General features: G+C 35.0%; 16 protein-coding genes and 1 pseudogene. 14 read left to right on the top strand and 3 right to left on the bottom strand.

Annotated elements, in window-relative coordinates; translation table 11 throughout:
- Positions 1-94 precede the first annotated feature (94 nt).
- The 6 genes and pseudogenes from AC4NPH_RS06435 to AC4NPH_RS06410 all read left to right on the top strand — a co-directional run bounded on the left by AC4NPH_RS06435 (position 95) and on the right by AC4NPH_RS06410 (position 6,629).
- Positions 95-784: a Na-translocating system protein MpsC family protein gene (locus AC4NPH_RS06435; RefSeq protein WP_013056428.1), complete on the top strand. Its 690-nt coding sequence runs from the start codon at positions 95-97 to the stop codon at positions 782-784.
- A 117-nt stretch (positions 785-901) separates the two neighbouring features.
- Complete coding sequence (locus AC4NPH_RS06430; protein WP_013056429.1) at positions 902-1,333, top strand: anti-sigma regulatory factor; 432 nt, start codon at positions 902-904, stop codon at positions 1,331-1,333.
- A gap of 504 nt (positions 1,334-1,837) precedes the next feature.
- Positions 1,838-2,966: pseudogene (locus tag AC4NPH_RS06425) on the top strand (aminotransferase-like domain-containing protein); the annotation flags it as partial.
- Positions 2,967-3,084: 118 nt separating this feature from the next.
- Positions 3,085-4,413, top strand: coding sequence for an MFS transporter (locus AC4NPH_RS06420; protein ID WP_234014906.1), 1,329 nt, complete (start codon positions 3,085-3,087; stop codon positions 4,411-4,413).
- A gap of 498 nt (positions 4,414-4,911) precedes the next feature.
- Positions 4,912-6,174: a glycoside hydrolase family 18 protein gene (locus AC4NPH_RS06415; protein WP_013056431.1), complete on the top strand. Its 1,263-nt coding sequence runs from the start codon at positions 4,912-4,914 to the stop codon at positions 6,172-6,174.
- 119 nt (positions 6,175-6,293) lie between these two features.
- Entirely contained in the window at positions 6,294-6,629 is a 336-nt protein-coding gene (locus tag AC4NPH_RS06410; RefSeq protein ID WP_013056432.1) for a L,D-transpeptidase, read from the top strand.
- 147 nt (positions 6,630-6,776) lie between these two features.
- Here AC4NPH_RS06410 and AC4NPH_RS06405 read toward each other — a convergent pair whose 3' ends face one another.
- Positions 6,777-7,736, bottom strand: a complete 960-nt coding sequence (locus AC4NPH_RS06405; protein ID WP_013056433.1) for an aldolase catalytic domain-containing protein — start codon at positions 7,734-7,736, stop codon at positions 6,777-6,779.
- A gap of 476 nt (positions 7,737-8,212) precedes the next feature.
- Positions 8,213-9,259, bottom strand: coding sequence for a YeiH family protein (locus AC4NPH_RS06400; protein ID WP_013056434.1), 1,047 nt, complete (start codon positions 9,257-9,259; stop codon positions 8,213-8,215).
- Between the two features lie 592 nt (positions 9,260-9,851).
- Here AC4NPH_RS06400 and AC4NPH_RS06395 point away from each other — a divergent pair.
- From AC4NPH_RS06395 to AC4NPH_RS06375, 5 genes are all read left to right on the top strand, one after another.
- Positions 9,852-10,421: a MarR family winged helix-turn-helix transcriptional regulator gene (locus tag AC4NPH_RS06395; RefSeq protein WP_013056435.1), complete on the top strand. Its 570-nt coding sequence runs from the start codon at positions 9,852-9,854 to the stop codon at positions 10,419-10,421.
- A gap of 87 nt (positions 10,422-10,508) precedes the next feature.
- The gene (locus AC4NPH_RS06390; protein ID WP_013056436.1) at positions 10,509-11,537 is read left to right on the top strand and encodes a serine hydrolase domain-containing protein; all 1,029 of its coding nucleotides are present in this window, start codon (positions 10,509-10,511) and stop codon (positions 11,535-11,537) included.
- A 229-nt stretch (positions 11,538-11,766) separates the two neighbouring features.
- Positions 11,767-12,585 carry a mechanosensitive ion channel family protein gene (locus AC4NPH_RS06385; protein WP_013056437.1) on the top strand — a complete coding sequence of 273 codons (819 nt, stop codon included), beginning with the start codon at positions 11,767-11,769 and terminating at the stop codon, positions 12,583-12,585.
- A 226-nt stretch (positions 12,586-12,811) separates the two neighbouring features.
- The gene (locus AC4NPH_RS06380; RefSeq protein WP_279824900.1) at positions 12,812-13,573 is read left to right on the top strand and encodes a class I SAM-dependent methyltransferase; all 762 of its coding nucleotides are present in this window, start codon (positions 12,812-12,814) and stop codon (positions 13,571-13,573) included.
- Between the two features lie 279 nt (positions 13,574-13,852).
- Positions 13,853-14,326 carry a stress protein gene (locus AC4NPH_RS06375; RefSeq protein WP_098197171.1) on the top strand — a complete coding sequence of 158 codons (474 nt, stop codon included), beginning with the start codon at positions 13,853-13,855 and terminating at the stop codon, positions 14,324-14,326.
- A 226-nt stretch (positions 14,327-14,552) separates the two neighbouring features.
- Here AC4NPH_RS06375 and AC4NPH_RS06370 read toward each other — a convergent pair whose 3' ends face one another.
- Positions 14,553-14,927: a winged helix-turn-helix transcriptional regulator gene (locus AC4NPH_RS06370; RefSeq protein WP_013056440.1), complete on the bottom strand. Its 375-nt coding sequence runs from the start codon at positions 14,925-14,927 to the stop codon at positions 14,553-14,555.
- Positions 14,928-15,029: 102 nt separating this feature from the next.
- Between AC4NPH_RS06370 and AC4NPH_RS06365 the strand changes: the two genes are divergently transcribed.
- From AC4NPH_RS06365 to AC4NPH_RS06355, 3 genes are all read left to right on the top strand, one after another.
- Entirely contained in the window at positions 15,030-15,689 is a 660-nt protein-coding gene (locus tag AC4NPH_RS06365) for an MBL fold metallo-hydrolase (protein WP_029324417.1), read from the top strand.
- A gap of 11 nt (positions 15,690-15,700) precedes the next feature.
- Positions 15,701-16,507 (top strand): carbon-nitrogen family hydrolase, encoded by an 807-nt coding sequence (locus AC4NPH_RS06360; RefSeq protein WP_013056442.1) that lies wholly within the window; start codon positions 15,701-15,703, stop codon positions 16,505-16,507.
- Between the two features lie 568 nt (positions 16,508-17,075).
- Complete coding sequence (locus AC4NPH_RS06355; protein WP_013056443.1) at positions 17,076-17,669, top strand: hypothetical protein; 594 nt, start codon at positions 17,076-17,078, stop codon at positions 17,667-17,669.
- Positions 17,670-17,946 lie beyond the last annotated feature (277 nt).

The raw sequence follows: 17,946 nt of genomic DNA, 5'->3' as shown, positions 1-17,946 counted from the left end.
TTATTGCCGAAAATGATCTTATGATGAAGAAGGATTTTTCATAAAACATCACGAATAGTATACCTTATGAAACTAGAAACTAGGTGCACCATCTATGGATAAAACGAAACTGGAAAAAGAATTAAGTAGCTATATGGGAAGGTTACTTCGTGAAAACTTTGGAAGAGGTCCTGGAGGTGTATTCACCGTCATTTCTCCTCCTTTTATAACCGTTTATTTTAAAGCCTTTTTATTACCTTTAGAAAAGGCTTTGTTAGACAAGGGACAAGTTATCTATGTTCAAAAAACACGTGATTTGTTAATGGAGACTTTAATTGAAGAGATAAAAGGATATATACAATTAAATATACATTTAGATATTAAAGAATTTTATTATGATTGGAATTTAGAGCTGCAGTCTGGGATGTTTATCATGATCCATTCTGATAAAGAAAACATAGCTAATCATTCCTATAGAAATCAGAAATTGCTGCATAAAGAAGTTGAGGAAGTAACTCAAAAAGCGGAAAAGTTCCCTCACAATGTTTCTTCTTATCTATTAGATCAGAGAACACTTCTTATAATCAGGGAAGGTATTATGGTAACTATAGAGAAAGAATTAGTTCAATTAGGATTTGAAGAAAACCTTACATTGGCTAAAAGAAATCTCGAAAAAAGGCTACTTTATGAACATAGTCAATCATTAGAAGTAATTTTAGATTCAAAGGTAACAGATATACTAGTAGCATGGGACTTTCATAAAGATAAAAGTACAATTCTTCTGATTTTAAACCCAACTTCATAACGGCACTGATAAGCTAGGCACTGAACTAGATGTAGGCCAAAAAGAAAGGTTATATAACCTTTCTTTTTGGCCTATTGTTTTTTTACTACTATTAAAATAAAGAAAGTGGTGATACTTATGCTATTTCAATCGGATGAAGGAAAGGAACCTTTAACTGTTGAGATACAAACTGAAGTGGATATAGTAGAAGCGCGTCAGAAAGGGCGAATGTTCTCTAACTGCTTAGGCTTCAGCACACTTGATCAAGCCCGAATTATTACGACTATTTCAGAATTGTCCAGAAATATATATAAATATGCCACTACCGGAAAAATTATAATGGAAATAATAGAGAAACAACCTGAAATAGGACTCAAAATAATAGCTATAGATAAAGGACCAGGCATTAAACATATTCAAAAAGCGCTAGAAAGTGGCTATACAACGTCAGGAGGGTTAGGCGTTGGTTTATCAGGGGTGAAAAAATTAATGGACGAATTCACCATATCAACTCAAGAAGACCATGGCGTTAACATTCAGGTTATAAAATGGAAAAAAAGAAATAAGTAAAAGGAACCCAAGTTAAACTGTAAACGTTTATCTACAACAGTAGGTAAAGATTTGTATAGATTTATCAGTAGTTAGACTGAAAAATATATTTTTCATTAAGCACTATTAAGGTCAAGAAATTTTAAAAAGTTTAAGAAAGAACGGACTTCCTCTTTACAAAAGACTCCTTTATTGAATAGGAGATAGCTTCTAAAAATATCATCCCCTGTTGATCCTGCTCTAGGATAAGGTTAAGGTATTTCACATGCGTGAGTTGGTACCTTCAGCATGTGCTTCTCCTCTATTAACTCTTAGCAGTAGGACAAAAATTTTTCTTCGTAGTAGTCACAAGAGGCTTAGAAAAATGAGAAAAGGTGTAGAAAATTATGAGCAAGTGTATTTAATCGTTAAAATAATTGATCATAATCAAGTCTCAAAAACCATGGATTCTTGGAAATTATTAATAATGATAATTGTGATATAAACAGTACAAGTATATAATTGTGTGAAAAAAGGATGGATACTATGCCGATTAATTCGTTTGAAAACTATCCGATGAGCTGGAAACCATCTGTTGATAAAACAAGAAAGCCTATTTATCAAGCCATTGCAGGACAATTGGAACAGGAATATTATCAAGGGAGTTTTATTACTTGGAACAAAACTTCCTCCACAGAGAGAGCTAGCCGATTATTTAGATTTAAATTTGAGTACGATTTCAAAAGCATTTAAAGTGTGCGAGCTAAAGGGTTTATTAAGTGCTACTGTTGGAAGCGGTACATTCGTATCGTATGATGCGTTATCGAATGCGTATTTACTCGAAGATATAAAGCCTAGCCACTTAATTGAAATGGGCGCGACACTGCCAGACAATGATTCATACGAGCCGCTTCTCCTTCAACTAAAAGATATGCTACAAGAGACTGATTACGAAAAGTGGTTTAGTTATGGGAGGCCAGGTGAAAGTCTTTGGCAAAAAGATGCAGCTGTAAAGCTGATGAGAAGAGGCGGATTCGAAACAACAGTTGATCACATTTTATTTGCAAATGGAGGACAAAATGCAATTGCTACAATACTAGCGAGTCTTTGTCAGCCTGGAGATCGCATCGGGGTTGATCATCACACTTATCCAGGTTTAAAAACGGTTGCAGCTATGCTTAGTATACAATTAGTACCGATAAAATCAAAGAATTATGAAATGAGTCCAACTGCTTTTGAATATGCATGTAAAAATGACCATATTAAAGGCATTTACTTGATACCAGACTATCATAATCCAACTGCTTGCTGTATGTCTGTGGAAAACCGAGAAAGGCTTGCCGTGATTGTAAAAAAATATAACCAATTTATTATTGAAGATGCAACGTATCATCTCCATCATGAGCAACCAATGCCAGCAGTGGCATCGGTTGCACCAGAACAAGTCATCTATATTGCGAGTTTATCAAAATCAATAGCACTAGGGTTACGACTAGCATATGTAGCAGCGCCTAGTCGATTTAAAGAGCCTATTTCAAAGGCACTTTATAATTTAAACATATCAGTTTCACCATTATTAGCAGAGCTAACAGCACGTATTATTGTGTCAAATCAATTTGAACCCTTAGTAGAGAATCATCGTGAACAAGCTATTCTCAGAAATCGAATTGTAAATTTATAATATTGTTTGCCATACAATTATAATATTGTATGGCTTTTTTATCCATGTTATGATAATCCAAATCTAGTGAGAATATTTTCAAAAATAGAATGAGTTTTCTGAAAGGAAGGTTATGATGGTAAACGAGGATCATATAAAAGCTCTAGACAACCACTCAACTTGTTTACAAGAATATGTTAATTCACCAGAGAAACAAAAAGCTTTATATAAACGCACCTTATTTGTTGTAAGTGTTTCTCAAATCTTTGGCGGTGCAGGATTGGCGGCAGGAGTCACTGTCGGTGCACTTATTGCACAGCAAATGCTTGGTACAGATGCTTATGCAGGAGTACCGACGGCTCTATTTACCTTAGGATCTGCAGGAGCTGCTTGGTTAGTAGGAAAGCTCTCTCAAAAAAAAGGGCGTCGTGCAGGACTTACGACGGGTTTTATTCTAGGGGGAGTTGGAGCGATTGGTGTTATTTTTTCTGCCATCCTTAATAGTATTTTTCTTCTTTTTCTTTCGCTCCTCGTTTATGGATCAGGAACAGCTACTAATCTACAGGCGCGTTATGCAGGAACAGATTTAGCCAAAGCAAAACAACGGGGGACCGCTGTTAGTACGGCCATGGTTTTCACTACATTTGGAGCTGTTGCAGGTCCGAATTTAGTTGATGTAATGGGAGATTTTGCTCTTTCTATTGGTGCCCCAGCACTTGCGGGACCTTTCATTTTAGCAGCAGTTGCATATATAGTAGCTGGTCTTGTATTTTATATTATGCTGCGTCCGGATCCGTTACTGATTGCAAGAGCGATAGAAGCGAATAAACAAGAACGTGATACTCAAAAAAATTTAACAAATACTGAGCAATCAACCAACAAAAAAGGAGTGGCTGTTGGGGCCACAGTTATGGTTCTTACTCAAATTGTCATGGTTGCTATAATGACCATGACACCTGTGCACATGAGACATCATGGCCACGGGCTAACTGAAGTAGGAGTTGTAATTGGCTTTCATATTGGTTCTATGTATTTTCCTTCATTATTTACAGGAGTCTTAATTGATAAAATTGGACGAACGGCGATGACAATTGCTTCAGGAATTATCCTTCTTTTAGCTGGGCTGGTAGCAGCTATGGCACCGAGTGATTCAATGGTTCTTCTATTGGTTGCTCTATCGTTACTTGGATTAGGATGGAACTTAGGGTTAATTAGCGGGACAGCTCAAATAGTGGATGCTACAGAACCATTAACACGTGCGAAAACACAAGGTACTATAGACGTTTTAATTGCTTTAGCGGGAGCTTCCGGAGGAGCTTTATCCGGAATGGTTGTGGCTCAATCAAGTTATGCCGTTTTATCATTAAGTGGAGGGATTCTATCTTTGATATTAATTCCGGTTATCATATGGGCTTATAGGAGTACAGGTGAAAATAAAGTTAAAGTAGGTCAAGGACTTTAATTTATCTGTGGCATGGAGGCCTAGCTCTCAAATAAGTCATGTCACTCAAATTTACTTGTATTCTTCCACTTCCGTTTAAAGAATTGAATTCTTTTTACAGAGACTACATTGACATTTCAATTACACGAATGACCTTCTACCTAACAGAGGGGAAGGTTTTTCGATTTTAATTATTCATTAAGACTAACATTAATCGCCGCGTTGTTTATATTGTTTAAAATAGTTTTATTTCTTAACGTAATCCTACCTGACAAACAATCATCCTTTTTCAAGTACGCTAAAAGCATACGTTTATGATACATAGATTTTGACATAATCTTTGGAACATTTCTACCCATATTAGGGGCGCAATGGAGGGGGGAGTGTGTAAAAAGGTTCCCCCCTCAATTAACTCAGTTATATAAACAAACAATACTCATATACATTTATTGAATGGCTTCTTTAAACTTGTCACGGAATAAAACATAATTCGATAAAGAGTACATAGGAGGAGAAAACATGTTTGTTCATATAGTTCAACCTGGTGATACCCTGTCTTTAATAAGCAGTAGATATGATTATCCCATTGCGCAGCTTAGGAGTGTGAATGGGTTAGAAGAAACGAATATTGTTCCAGGTCAAGCCTTACTTATAGCTTCTTATGTATACAGAGTTCAACCTGGTGATACAATGAGCAGCATTGCTAAAAAAGCTTATGTGTCCCTAGAACAATTAAAAAGGGCTAATCCTTCAGTCCATTATAATTATTTGCAGGTGGGAATGAAAATAAAAATTCCTAACATATCAAACTACATTGCAGGTACACTGCAATACTATGCTGTTCGAAATCCAGAGTTAGATCGCAGTTTAATTACTGATTTTGCAACTTATTCCTCGTCCATTTCTATCTTTGAATATCATTTTGGCAGCAATGGAGATATCATGAATAATTTAAACGATTTAGTAGCGATTGAAACGACTTGGAAAAACCGAGTTACACCGTTAGTTACGATTACTAATCTAACTTCTGAAGGATTTAGTTCTGATCTTGCCCACCAAGTTTTAAACAATCCTCAGGCAAGAAACAATCTTGTGAATAATATTTTTTATTTAGTATCTAGAAAAGGCTACGGCGGGGTGAATATTGATTTTGAACGTGTAAAGGCCGAGGATAGAGATCTTTTTACAGGATTTTTACGTCAGCTGGGTGAACGTTTAAAACCTGCCGGATACGTGCTGACCATAGCGGTTCCAGCCAAGACAAGCGAAGATATTCCTTGGTTAAAAGGATATGATTACGGGGGAATAGGTGCCGTTGTTAACTATATGTTCATTATGGCATATGATTGGCATCATGCAGGCAGTGAACCAGGGCCTGTTGCACCTATTACTGAAGTAAAAAGAACAATAGAATTTGCCATAAAAAGTGTTCCGCGAAGAAAACTTATCATTGGAGTCCCTTTGTATGGATATAACTGGTCAATTCCTTACAAGCCTGGCACAGTAGCATCCGCTATATCCAATCAAAATGCGATTAAAACAGCGATGAGATATCAGTCTCCCATCCAATATTCTAAGGAGTATAAATCACCATTTTTTCAGTATAGAGATCAAGCGGGACAGATGCATGAAGTATGGTTTGAAGATGTAAGAAGCATGAGTGAAAAAATGGTGTTAGTTCGTAAATTTGGTTTGCAAGCAATAGGAGCTTGGCAATTAACGCTTGGATTTACGCCAGGGCCTTGGCTTTTAAAGAAATTTTTCACTATTAGAACGGTATAAATAGTACTAATTTTTATGGATCAATTTAGATATTTTTCAGTTAACAGTTATTCGATATACGTGGTTAACAATAAAAAAATTCTATTTATAGCAACTTATAAGAGATTGGAGGTAGTGCTATGGCAAAAAGGATAGATGTCTCAATAAAGCAGCATCAATTAAAACTATATGATGGAGCTAAATTAGTAAAGACATATCCTATTGCTGTAGGGAAAATGATCACTCCAACTCCAACTGGAAAATTTAAAATTATTAATAAAGATACTACCCCTCCAGCTGTATTTGGTCCCTTATGGATGGGACTGTCAAAACCTACATATGGAATACACGGGACTAATGATCCAGCTTCTATTGGCAGAGATATGTCACATGGATGTGTCAGAATGGACAATGAAGATATTCTAGAACTTTCCTCTGCAGTTCCTATTGGAACGCCGGTTTATATACATAAATAATAGTTTAAGAAGAGCAAGACTGCTTACATTTAGCTAATTGTCGAGATCGAGGTTATCAAAGTTTAAGTATATGCTATACAATCATGGGCTTTTTGTACGAAAACAAAAAAGTACCCCGATTAACAGAGGTACTTTTAGCATTTTAACTTATTTTGATGCTGGAGACGTAGTAACTTCTGGAGACGTTACTTTGTCATAAAAATCTACGAATTTGTCACGATCCTCGCTATCACGGTAAGCCATAGCAACACGTGGATGTTCATTCAGTACACCAGAAATCATGTAAGGAATGATATAGCCCCATTCCCACTTTTGACGCATTTCAAGCATATGCTTTTCAATTACGCCAAGAATCGGTTTTATCTCATAGCTTGGTTTTGGTATGTAGCTAACAAGCAGCTCTGTGTTACAGTTGCCAGCTGCACGGCCCATACCATAAACAGATGAATCAAGGAATGTAACGCCATTACGCATCGCAGTTAATGTATTAGCAAAAGCTAGCTGCATGTTGTTATGCGTATGGATACCAAGCTGTTTGCTAGGAATCATGGCTTGAAACTTTTTCACTTGATGCTCAATATCCGCAGGGTCTAGGCTTCCAAAGGAGTCAACGATATATACAACATCTACAGGGCTTTTCTTTACCATTTCAAATGCTTCAATAAGCTGATTTTCCGGTACGCTAGATAGTGCCATAATGTTAAGTGAAGTCTCATAGCCCAAATCGTGAAACATTTTTATAAGCTCTAAGCCTTTATCTACTTCGCGAATATAGCATGCCACTCGAATCATATCTAACATACTTTGTTCACGCGGCAGGATGTCGTTTGGGTCTACACGCCCAATATCTACTAAGGCAGATAGCTTCGTAAACTTTTTCTCAGGGATAATTTCTTTGAGAAAGTTATCGTCAAGAAATCTCCATGGATTGGGCTCGGTTGCTTGAAGAAGCTTAGGTGAATTTTTATAACCGATCTCCATATATTCAACGCCGGCTGCGCTTAGGCCGTTATATAAGTCTTGCACAAATTCAACGCTAAAATCCCAATTATTAATTAAACCTCCGTCACGAATGGTACAGTCTATAATTTTGCCATTATGTTCCATGGTAGTTGTTTCCTCCTATGTATTCATTTATATGAGTATTATTTTAAACTTTATCGCTTTTATGCTTTTAAGCACTAAACTCTCCTATTGTGTTTATACCATGACTGATTCAGAGGCGTCAATGTATTTTCTAAATGTGTCTCTGTTTTACTGTATTCCATGGGCAGGAGATGCTTTGGCTTTTCATCCGCTTGCTGCTCTTAAAACAACATCAAGTTCAGCAGTACAACCCCTAGTATATACAAATACAGCGCATCTTACAGCACTACTTACTGCAATAAAGATTGTTTTTTAAGTGAAACTGTTTATTAGAGAGGGAACTACCATTAGTATTTAGGTTATAGGTTTAGAGTTCTCTATAATTAATCCATAAATTTGGGAAGAGATTTAAAACATGATAAATAAGAAACTTTTTTCACATTAACAGTTGTATAGGAAGTATTAGTTGTTACTTAATTATTCTAATTTACTTATCTTTACATCGTCCAAAATGTAAGGAATGATAAGAGTATAGAGGTAATAAACATCGCAATCAACGGCTTTAATGCTTTTGTTCGAAGAGCCTTCATACTTACATTTAACCCTAAGCCGACCATAGCCATTGTTAAAAGAAAGGTAGTTAGAGTTGAAATATCATTCATGATCGTTTTAGGTATTATAAAATACTTACCGACGACATAACTCCCAAAAATACTCATGATTATAAAACCTATTAAAAACCAAGGGAATTCAATCTTCGTATCCTTTTCAATTTTTCCTGTTCGCTTCATCCAGTACATTAAGATAAAGCTTAATGGCACAAGTAAGAGCACTCTGCCTAACTTAGCCAACAGTCCAATAGCTAGGGCATCGCGTCCAGCCGGTGCTGCAGCTAGAGCTACATGGGCAATTTCATGGAGACCTACGCCTGACCAAATTCCATATTGAATATTTGTTAAATGTATATAAGGTCTTAAAATGGTATATCCAATCGCAAATAGGGTTCCCACTAAAGCAATAACACCAGCTCCGATAGCTGTATCTTCTTCTTTTGCTTTTACAATCGGAGAAACAGACGCAATAGCTGCGGCACCGCATATTCCTGTTCCTATCCCTAAAAGAAGGGATAAACCACTATCAGCCTTCATCCATTTGGCTAGAAAAACCGTTAAAACAATCGCAAATACAGCCGTTCCCACATCGCGAAGTAACAATCCTAACCCGTGATGAATAACAACATCAATATTAAGCTTTAGTCCATATAAAACAATCGCATAGCGTAACAGCTTTTTAGAAGAAAATTCAATTCCAGATCTTATTTTTTCAGGGTACCCCCAAATTTGACGATAAATGACTGCCATTATAATTGAACAGGCTAGTGGACCGATATGATTAAACCCTGGGACTTTCGCTAAGCCATAAGCAAGTAAAGCAAAAAGAAAAGTAAAAGCAACTCCTCCAGTCCATAAAGAAACAGTAGATGATGTTTTAGCATTTGTTCGTGAAAATAGATTCTGCTTTTGGGCTTTATTTATAGTTATCATACATTTCATCTCCAATATGAATTCTTATCAAGCGCAGCTTCACACAAGAAGTGTATATTTTAACTATAAAAGACGGTTTATTATTAGTAAAATATAGATAAGTGATCATTATAATTAAAAATATTAATGAACAATACAAAAAAACAGCAAGTTGATTTTCAGTGACTCTGAAGATCAACTTGCTGCTTTTGTTGGTTTTTATCCCTTAATACACGTTTTGATATCTGGTTTAAAGGTTGTGTGTGTTGGTTCATGTTTTTTCTCCTTTACTTCATATCGGTTTTCTTACATTTTTTTAGAGTAATATTAAATTAGATTGCCTTTTTAGTTATCTAATTAGATAAAGAAAGGACAACTTTTGGTTACGAGCGGCCACTATTTCTTTGCCTAATTTAGTGTAACAGAATAGTCTCCTTAGAATTGTCAAAATTAAAATAAGATAAAAAGCAACCTCTGGTGATAGGGAGTTTGCTTTTTTATTTGTTCACATAATCCGAATGTTTCTAAAATAAAATAGACAATATATTGACTAAATTCTCGAAGTGTAATACTCTTATTTTAGACATTATATTGTCTAAAATGGAGGCTGAATATGGATATTTATAAAGAGCTTTTCTTAATGCAGCAAACTTACGCTACTTTATTTTCTCTGGCAAATAAAATCCAAGTAAAAGGTGATAAATCTCTTGAACTTTTAACATCAAGACAGCATATGGCGATGGTGGCAATTGCTCATTTACCTGAAGATGAAACAACATTGAATAATATCGCTAGAAAATTAGGAACCACAAAACAAAGCGTCAAACAGTTAATTACCATTATGGAAAAGAAGGGTTATGTTGACGTAGTTCCTAGCAGTAAAGACAAGCGTGCAGTTAACGTAAAAATTACAAAAGCGGGAAAAGTGGCACTGCTTGTTGTCTCAGAAAAAGGAATTTTCTTTTTGGAAGAACTTTTTAAAAAGTTCTCAACTGAAGAGCTGGAAATAATGTGGAAGCTTTTAAAGAAACTCTATAGCTTTGATGGGGAAGAACATGATGGATTTGAAGAAGAAGGCAACATCAAAATGGATGATGATCACAATGAATTACAGTTGAGAGTAATAAGGGAGCTTGAAAGTCGAAGAGTTCAAGCAATTGATAACATGAGAAAGAATATATAAAAAAACTCGATAGGCTAATCTAACTTAAAGCATATCGATTAATCCTTTTAAAATTTTAAAAATAAAGGATAAGGGAGAGCAATCATTATGTTTGAAATCAGCGATGAAACATTACGGTTAATTAATAAAACCTGTAAAGGAAAAAAACACTTAAAATTAACCGTTGGCTACTTAAAGGACAATGATCCTGTTACAAAAACTTATAACGAAGGCGGTGAAATAGATTCATCAAAAAAATATCATTATGAAATTGGTTCTATTACGAAAACTTTCACTGTATCGCTGCTCTCAAAGTATGTATCTGAAAACAAGCTGTCAATAAATGACTCTATACAAAAATACATAAAAGAAATTAAAGAAGACACGTATTATCCCACATTGCTTCGCCTTGCTACTCACTCTTCTGGATATTCAGGAAGCTTACCTTTAAATAAACGGGAATATTTTAAAATAATTTTAGGTTTGATTTTTGGCGGAAGTGATTTGAACAAAAATAATCCGCTGCATATGGATTTTAACAAAATGAAGATGCTAATCGAAAGTAATAAATTGAAAGAAGTAGATTATTCATGGAAATATTCCAATTTCGGCATCTCACTTATTGGGTACGTGTTGGGAATGGTATCGGGCAGGGGATATTGGGATACCATGAATGACTTTTTTCATAATGAGCTCGGACTAAAGGATACTTGTTTAGGCAGCTCAAATAATAATCTACAGGGTTATGACCGCAAAAATAATAATTGTGGCAACTGGCAGTGGGACAAGGAAAATTTTATATCACCTGCCGGGGCGGTATCCTCAACCGCTGACGATTTACTTAAATACGCAAAAATAAATATGTATGAAGATAAACCATATCTTTCTTTTTGTCATAAAAAACACGGGAATGGAACAAAGAAGTTTGATATGGGTCTTGGATGGTTGCTTTTAAAGAAAAACAATAATGTAGTGTTGCACGGCGGTGGAACAGGATGCTTCAGCTCATTTTTAGGGATTGATAAAGAAAAGAAAGTTGCGTCCGTCGTTTTAGCTAATTATAGACTAGGTAGAAATAATGATGAACATATAGGAATGTCTTTATTAGAAAGCCTGCAAAAGTCAAAAGATATATAAGAGTAGTCTACAAAAAAACGAAGAAAATTAGTCTATTACAGTTCACCTTACCCCTTTAATTTCAATTAATTGAGAGATTATCATCAATATACCCAACTTCAAGAAGCATAGATTACGCTTCTTTTTTTGATGAAACCGTGCTATTATCATTAAGGTTTATGAAGAACAGAAGATTTTTGTTTTTACGTGCATTCTTTTGGTATAGTGTTAGAAATAAGGAGTGGATAGGTTGGTTTTTACTGAATTCTTCCAGCAGTTTCCCGTAAAGGTTTTAACGGTAGCGCTGCTGATTATACTTATCGTTTATTTTATTCGCAAATTCATTAAGCTTTTCTTTGACAAAACGAGCTTCTTAGATGAAAAACGAGAAGAGACGCTGATGCATTTTTCTAATCAGGTGACAAGAGTAGTAGGCCTGGCTTTTTTCTTTATTTATGTGCTTAGCCATTTCTTTGACTTCGGAAAGATACTCACTAGTTCAGTAGTGTTGGCCAGTGCCTTGGCAATAATCCTCCAGCATATTATCCGTGATTATATAATGGGACTGACTTACTTGTTTGAACGCCAGATCCATCATGGAGATTATGTTATTCTCAACGGAAACCGCCAAGGGAAAATAGAAGAAATCACCATGCGCTACTTAAAGATTCGTCAGTATGACGGTTACCTCTATACAGTCTCATATAGCAACATTACGGAACTACAGAACGGAACCCGAGGAAGACGCCGAGTAAATGAAAGTCTTATTCTCAACTATAGGCAAAATCCGGACGATGCCTTCAAAGTAATGGAGCAAGTAGCACAAACATGTAACGAGAAATATGGTCAATATTTGTTGAAAGATGTGAATGGAATTCCTATAGAGAGCTTTCAATTCAATCAAATTACTGAACTGAACGTAGATTTTAAAGGTCACCAATATTCATTATCAGGACTTGTGAAGGAAGCAGATTTTGTAGAAGCGGGTCAAAAGGTGAGATATGAACTCGCAATGGCTGCCTACAAAAATGACCTAATGATGGCTGAAAGCTTCGAGACAAGTCATTAAAAATAAAACTCGTATCTTGTTTATATACAAGCTTTTATACTTAAGATAAAAACACCCTTTTAATTTTTAAAAAGAGTGTTTTTATTTTTAAAAATATCTATTAAGTACTTCTCCAGTACAAATTAATTATCTGAAACAGAAAAAATTAATTTGTACATCTAAATTATTCTTCTAGTGACATGGTAAAATTAAACAAAATACTAAAAAAGGTAAAGGGGGAGTAACTATGTCACAAAAAGCTGATTATACAAAAATTAACTCAAAAATGTGGGATGAGTGGGCTTCAGCTGGAGGAGAATGGTCATTAGCTATTAATCATCAAGACTTTGTAGATGCAACTCAAGGTGTTTTTGATATTTACTTAACACCTTGTAAGCCTGTTCCACATAACTGGTTTATTCCATTTAAAAAAGCAAAAATATTGGGACTTGCTAGCGGAGGAGGACAGCAATGCCCAGTCTTTGCAGCACAGCATGCAGAAGTTACAGTGTTTGACTACTCTGATAAACAATTAGAATTAGAAAGAATGGTGTCCGCTAGAGAAGGCTATTCTATTGATTTAGTTAAAGGCGATATGAGTAAGACATTTCCCTTTGAAGATGAGACGTTCGATATGATTTTTAATCCCGTATCAAACTGCTATATTCAAGATGTTGAACACGTTTGGCAAGAATGTTTTAGAGTTCTAAAAAAAGGTGGCGTTCTGCTATCTGGCTTTGCAAACCCTGCTCTTTATTTATTTGGAGAAGGTAAGAAAGCATTACAAGTGGTTAATAAATTACCTTATGATGGAACTAAAAACACGGTAGAAAATGATGAAGAGCTTATAAAGAATGGCGGTGTACAGTTTAGTCATTCTTTAGAAACTCAAATTGGAGGACAGCTAAAAGCTGGATTCACCCTACAAGATCTTTATGAAGATCATCACCACAAGGGGAAAATCACTGAATATATGCCTTGTTATCTGGCAACTAAATCCATTAAATAATAGTTGGTTATCATGTTGAATGAGCTACCTCAACTTTTTCCAATACGGCGTCACAGTGGAGTGGTGGCTCAAAAATGAGATGCCATATTCACCGAGAGAAATAGCAGAAAAAGTAGGGAGCTTTTAGAAAGAAACTTATAAGCTTAGGTTTGGTTGAACAAAAGCTTCAAAAGAATAAAATTATCCACCTCCTATTCTTAATTATAGTACCTTTTTTGTTTTGGTTTGGTAATAAAGGGTAAATGTTCTAAGAATCACCTAAAAATAGGAGGAGATCAAATGAGAAAAGCGAAACAAGCTGTTGTAGCTTCTGCCGTAGGTTTAGCTGTGTTAGCGACGCCATTAGCTCTACCGAATTTAGGAGGTTCTGCAGGCTCCGCAGAAGCTGCAGAAGTTGGAGGAGACGTAACAGTTGATCCCGTAGCCATAGGACAAGCGATTGCAGATGCGGCTAAAACAGCCGACAATCGAAGTGGTTTCGTCAAGGGAGCAATGGAAAAAGCATTCTTTGAGTCAGGTCAACAATATAATGTAATGGTTATGAATTTGAGCCAAGGGTATAATTCAGATCAATTACAAGGTGTTCAATATTTTGATACCGTAGATTATGATGGTATTACGTATGGTGTCTGGGTATTTGAAGAAGGAACATTTATTAATGAAGGCGATGGAGGTTATGATAACTGGGCTTTCAGAGGATGGTTTGAACGAACAGGAGATGACGAAAAAACAGTCGATTTTCATAGACCTTAATTAAAAATAAAGATAAAGATAACAAGAGATTCCCATCAGGGAAGAGCGTATGAAGAGCCTTTACCGTCATGGTAAAGGCTCTTCTCATTTAATAAGTTTTCGTTTTAATTAAAGGAGGTGGAGTTAGTATAGTTTCATGGACACCACTTAATTAAGTCCTTACATTATAAAAAACAAGGCATCATTAAAAAGAAGTAAAATATAGTTAAGGAGTTTATTTAAAGCGTTAAGATTTTTTTAATTCTTCTTCCTGCTGACTTATATAAGCATTGCCCCACTTCTCTAAAGATTTTAGTATTGGAACAAAACTTTCTCCAAGATCTGTTAAATAATATAAAACCCTTTTAGGGTTATCGTTTGTTTCTTCCCTTTCAATCAATCCGTTTTTTTCCATATTCCTAAGCTGCAGTGTAAGGATGCGCTGGGTAATACCCGGTATTTCACGGCGCATTGCATTATAATACATGGGTGATTTTGATAACAAAGATAAAATAATACCTTTCCATTTACCACCCATAATATGCATCGTTAACTCAATTGGACAAGCATGTTTTACAGTTAACGTACAAGGACCGTATTGATCACTTTTAAAGTCTGACATTTTCTCACCTCAATGGCTAGTAACAAAATTGTGCCTTCTTGTTACGTCTATTTTTTCTTACTAAACTTATATTGTCAAATAAAACAAAAGAAGGTGCATCAATTGGAATTTGTCCAAATCTCTAGCCATATTTACAAACTTACTTACAAAACCATTGTGGGAATTCCAGTCAAAATCAATACATGGTACGTGCTAGATGGTGAGAATGTTCATATCATTGATACCGGAATGAAAGACTATGCACATACTCAGTTAAATATAGCAAAATCTTTAGGTATCCCCAAAAGTATCTTACTGACACATGGCCATTTAGATCACATTAATGGCGCCAAGTATTTAAGAGATAATTTAAATATTCCTATTTACGCACACGAAATTGAAACGCCTTTTATCAATGGCGAAAAGCCATATCCAAACAAGGCAGAAAAGGAAACAACAGGCGTGGAACATCAAGTTGAAAGTTTAAGTGACAACATCATTAAAAAGTTACCTTTAGATGTATATTTAACGCCCGGTCATACACCAGGACATGTGATATACCATCATAAAGATGACAATGTGCTGCTAACTGGAGACTTATTCTTTTCTAATGCTGAATCCTTACATCCACCGATTCGAAAGTTTACAGTTGATATGGGTGAAAATATTAATAGCGGGCGAATTATAGATGAAATTAAACCTTCTATTATTTCTTCATCACATGGCGAAGATGTCAAATATAACTGTGATTTATATCCTATTTATAAATTTATATATGAATAAGAGGGAGAAAAATGAAAATACAATTATTTCAAATGGAGATTATGGAAGGAGAAGTTAAGCAAAACGAAAACCGCATTGAGTCCTTATTTGAAGAAAAGCTTCATATAGATACTGAGATTGTTGTGATACCTGAAATGTGGAATACGGGTTATGATTTAAAAAATGTAGCAGAAAAAGCAGATATTGATTTAAAGAGAGCTTTTCCCTTTATTCAACGTTTAGCAATCAACCATCAAGTGAATATCATTGCAGGTTCAGTTTCAAATAAAAGAAATGAAAATATTTATAATACAGCCTTTGCTGTATCAAAAACGGGTAAGCTGCTCTATCAAAAGGATAAGATACATCTCGTGCCGATGTTGGATGAACATCATTATTTAACAGGGGGAGATGAAGTCCCAGATGTCTTTGAGATTAACAATATAAAAGCCAGTCAAATTATATGCTACGATTTACGTTTTCCAGAAATCACACGCTACCCAACGTCTCAAGGTGCAAAAGTCATATTCTACGTTGCACAATGGACTACCAGAAATATAAACCATTGGAGAACACTATTGAGGGCAAGAGCTATAGAAAATTGTGTTTATGTCATTGCATGTAACAGTGTAGGAAATGTAAATAATAAAAATCATGTTGGCAACACATACGCGGGGCATTCAATGATCATTGATCCAAATGGAAACATTGTAGAAGAGGGGAGAGATCAAGAAGAGATTATAACTGCGGAAATCCATATACAGAAAGTTACAGAACAACAAAAATACATCCCAATATTTGAAAGCCTGAGACCGGATGTTTATAAGCATGCAGAATAGAAATTTGTATATCATATCCAGCTTAAAAACAGAAAAAATGGGTTGCAAATGCCCAAGGTCTGAAAGCATTCTAATTGTATTTTGTTCCAAAATGTACTAACAGCAAATAAAAAGTAAATACGTAAAAAAAGAAAGCAATCTCATTCACAGGTATTAAAGTGAGGTTGCTTTCTGATCTATTAACAGATTAATCCGTTAATAGATCATCCTCTCAATTTTGAGTATTATCAGAATATCTTATGAAAGTTTACTAAAAAAAGAGGCAATTTCACCTGGAAATACTATATTTTTTAAAATTAACATATGTATAAAAGGTGCACTTCTTATACATTAGTTTCTCATCCACCTACTGAGAAAACGTTGATCAGTCAACAATGTATAAAAAGCTGCATACTCCGGAAAAAGGGCCCTTGGCAGTCCCCGTCCTTCATCAAGGGTTCTTTTTTATGATGTTTTCTGAAAGAGTGATTATGTTAACAGATTATGTATGAATTATATATACGTCTTTATAAGGATTTTAATATATAATTAAGGTTAAAAAAGAATTATTTTAGGAAGAGGAAAATGTGTGAAACGTAATCGATTGTTGCTTTTATCGTTAATTAGTAGTTTGTTAGTTATTTTAGTGTCATTGTTCCAGTGGGATCTGATTGATATTATAACAGAATTTTTAATGTTACCTATTTGGTTATTTGTATATGCTTTCTTTATCATAATGACTATATGGACATTGATTCATCTTTTAAAAAATAGAAAGTGGCAGCCGTTTGTTATTCAGCTCATTACTATCTTATTATGGTTTTTCTTTCCATTCAATCAAATCAACTTAGATCTCAACTTTAGAATCCATCAAGATAAGAGAGAAGAGGTTGCAACTAAAATAGAAAATGGTGTTATTAAACCTAATGTACCTAATAGTCCATCACTTATTCAATTACCTAAAGAGTATACTCAATTGTCTAAAGGTGGGGGCGACATCGTAGTAGAAACAAAAGGAAAGGCTAAATCAATTCTTTTCTTTACATACCGTGGGATGATAGACAATTTTTCGGGATTTGTATATAACCCAAACGATAATAAACCTTCAAAAAGCGATTTTAACGGGGATTTTAAACAAATAAAAAAAGTACATAAAAACTGGTATTATGTATCTTCTTATTAAAAAAACCTACTGTTTTGATAGCAGGTCCTTCTTGTTACTTATTTCTTTTTTAACCTTTTAACAACTTTAAAAGCTAGGAATCCTATTAAACCAATAATTATTAAGAATAATAGCAATCCTGTTGGACTAAATGTACTCATAATACCATCCTTATGATTTCTATAATTTACAATGTTATCATATTTAAATGGTTTGCACATTTCTCCTCCAGGATTTTTCACCCCTATAGCAGAAGCCCAATTTCATTCTTTCTTCTTTTTTTAGTGACCAGGACTCT

The organism is Priestia sp. MDV22-iso46 (assembly GCF_058629175.1).
Note: the sequence above shows the minus strand (reverse complement) of the source record. Positions and strands in the feature narration are given on the sequence as shown.